This is a genomic window from Pseudomonas sp. P5_A2_2 (assembly GCF_054177685.1).
Map to the genome: position 1 here is coordinate 1 of NZ_JBGCUL010000775.1, position 2,169 is coordinate 2,169.

The 2,169-nt window shown below is 60.1% G+C and carries 2 protein-coding genes and 1 other RNA gene; 1 reads left to right on the top strand and 2 read right to left on the bottom strand.

Going from position 1 to position 2,169, the window contains the following annotated elements; all coding sequences use genetic code 11:
* Nucleotides 1-731: substrate-binding periplasmic protein (locus tag ACXRVY_RS25480; RefSeq protein ID WP_458238577.1), on the top strand; the 731-nt coding region annotated here is incomplete at its 5' end.
* Nucleotides 732-791: 60 nt separating this feature from the next.
* Here the strand turns inward: ACXRVY_RS25480 and ffs are convergent.
* Nucleotides 792-888: signal recognition particle sRNA small type (gene ffs, locus ACXRVY_RS25485), an RNA gene on the bottom strand.
* Between the two features lie 111 nt (nt 889-999).
* Nucleotides 1,000-2,166 carry a zinc-binding metallopeptidase family protein gene (locus tag ACXRVY_RS25490; protein WP_223462362.1) on the bottom strand — a complete coding sequence of 389 codons (1,167 nt, stop codon included), beginning with the start codon at nt 2,164-2,166 and terminating at the stop codon, nt 1,000-1,002.
* Between the last annotated feature and the right edge of the window lie 3 nt (nt 2,167-2,169).

Here is a 2,169-nt window from a genome sequence, read left to right on the forward strand (position 1 = left end):
GTTTCGTGATATCCGACAGCTGGACCATGCCCATGGTGCAACTTGAACAGGACAAACCGACCCAGGGCATCCTGTATGACGTGATGCTCAGCCTCGCGACTCAGGTCGGCGTACCGGCCGAATTCCATGTATTGCCCCGCGCACGGGTGCAAAACGCCATGGAGCAAGGCGAGGTCGATGTCCGCTGTTATGCCGCGCAATCGTGGCTGCCCAATCAGTCTGGCGATTATCTCTGGAGCATCCCGCTCTTTACCCAGCCCGACCTGTTGATCACCCGGAATGCACACCCCACCGCTGTGAACCCGGCGGAATTGCCAGATCAGTCCATCGGCACCGTGCTGGGCTACAGCTACCCGACCCTGCAACCGCTGTTCGACGCCGGCCAGCTGTATCGCGACGACGCACGCAATCAGGAACTGGTGCTGGAAAAACTCCTCGCCGGCCGCAACCGCTATGCCGTCAGCAATCAATGGAGCCTGGACTGGTTCAATCAGCGCCTGCTGCCGGACCAACAGCTGCACAGCGTGGCGGTGCTGCAGGAGCAGAACGTCGGTTGCTACGTACGCAACGACCCGCAAGTGCCGGTGCAGCGCATTCTGCGCACCCTGGTACAGATGAAAATGTCCGGGGAGATCGATGCGATTGTTCGGTTGTATATCGGTGGCGAGCCTGCGGCTGTGGATAAACTGCAAACGACGAAAAACCGCCCCGGACAAGATCCTGGCAGCTAGCGAAAGTCTGTTTTCAGATAAATAACACGAGAGAACACTCGCGTGGCGTTAAGGTGGTAACCCCACCAGCCACACCCCGGCACACAATGTCACCGCTGCGGCTGCTCCCTTCCAGGCCTGACCGGGTTCACGGTTGATCGTTGCGGGGGGACCGATGGGGTCACCATAACGACACTCACCTGTCGGCGAGCCGCGCCATTGTACCTATCTGAGGCGAAGTTACAACCGTTGGTTTCGGATTAAAAATATGAGGGGGTTCAAGCACTTGCTATTGCGCCTGCAGCACCTCATCCGCCCTGCCGCCCGCCTGCTGAATCACCAGATGAATAAAGTGCAGCTTGGCAATGACCGCAGGCGGCAGGACGAACGGATAGAAATCCGGCTGCCCCATGCTGCGCGATAGCTCGTTGAGCATGCCGGCCAATTCGATCCACGCATTGACGAACGACAGAAATGCCGCGCCATCGGGATGCTGCGGATCGTAGAGGGTATCCAACGGAAACGGCTGATAGTCGAAGTCCATGTCCCGGGCGCTCATACCGAAGCCCAGCGCGGTGTCCACCGCATCCATCATGTGCAGGTAATGCGCCCAGGTTTCCGCCCAGTCTTCCCACGGGTGCATGGTGGCGTAGGCGCTGACGTAGTACTGCTGCCAGTCAAGCGGCGCGCTCTGCTGATAATGCCGCTCGAGGGCTTCGGCATAGCTGGCGCGCTCATCGCCGAACAATCCGCGAAAAGGCTCCAGCCACTGGCTATTGGCGATCAATCGATCCCAGTAGTAGTGCCCGACTTCATGACGGAAATGCCCGAGCAACGTGCGATAGGGTTCGTGCATTTGCACCCGCACCTGCTCGCGGTGCGCGTCGTCGGCTTCCTTGATATCAAGGGTGATCAGGCCATTGGCGTGTCCGGTGGTCGGCGGTTTGCCTTTGAGGTCCGCGCCGATGAAATCGAAGGCAAGGCCCGTCTCTTCATCGACGGTTTTGGGAATCACCTGCAACCCCAGGGTGAGCAGTTGCGCGACCAGACGCCGCTTGGCGGTTTCCACCTTGCGCCAGCGCTCGTGGTTGTCGGCTATCGACAGATCAGGAATGGTGCGATTGAGGCTGCAGGCAATGCACAAGACGTCATGGTCATTGGCTGGCAGCAACCAATTACAGGCCGCCGGGGAGTCGAGGTTGGCGCAGCGTCGAAACAGGCCGGCCCCGGGATCGGCATCCAGCAGCCAGGTGCCCGCTTGCACACCCGGTTGCAGCGCAGACAAGCGACTCTGCTCCGGCTGATAGCCCAACGCAGCCGAACAGGCCAGGCACTGGCTGTTGCGAAAGAACAGCGACTGCCCGCAACGACAGGACCAGATTTTGCTGTTGCGCGAGCTTTCGGCCGTGAACGGCGCGGCGATGCGCGAGCTGAGCTGCTCGAAAAAACGGTACATGGC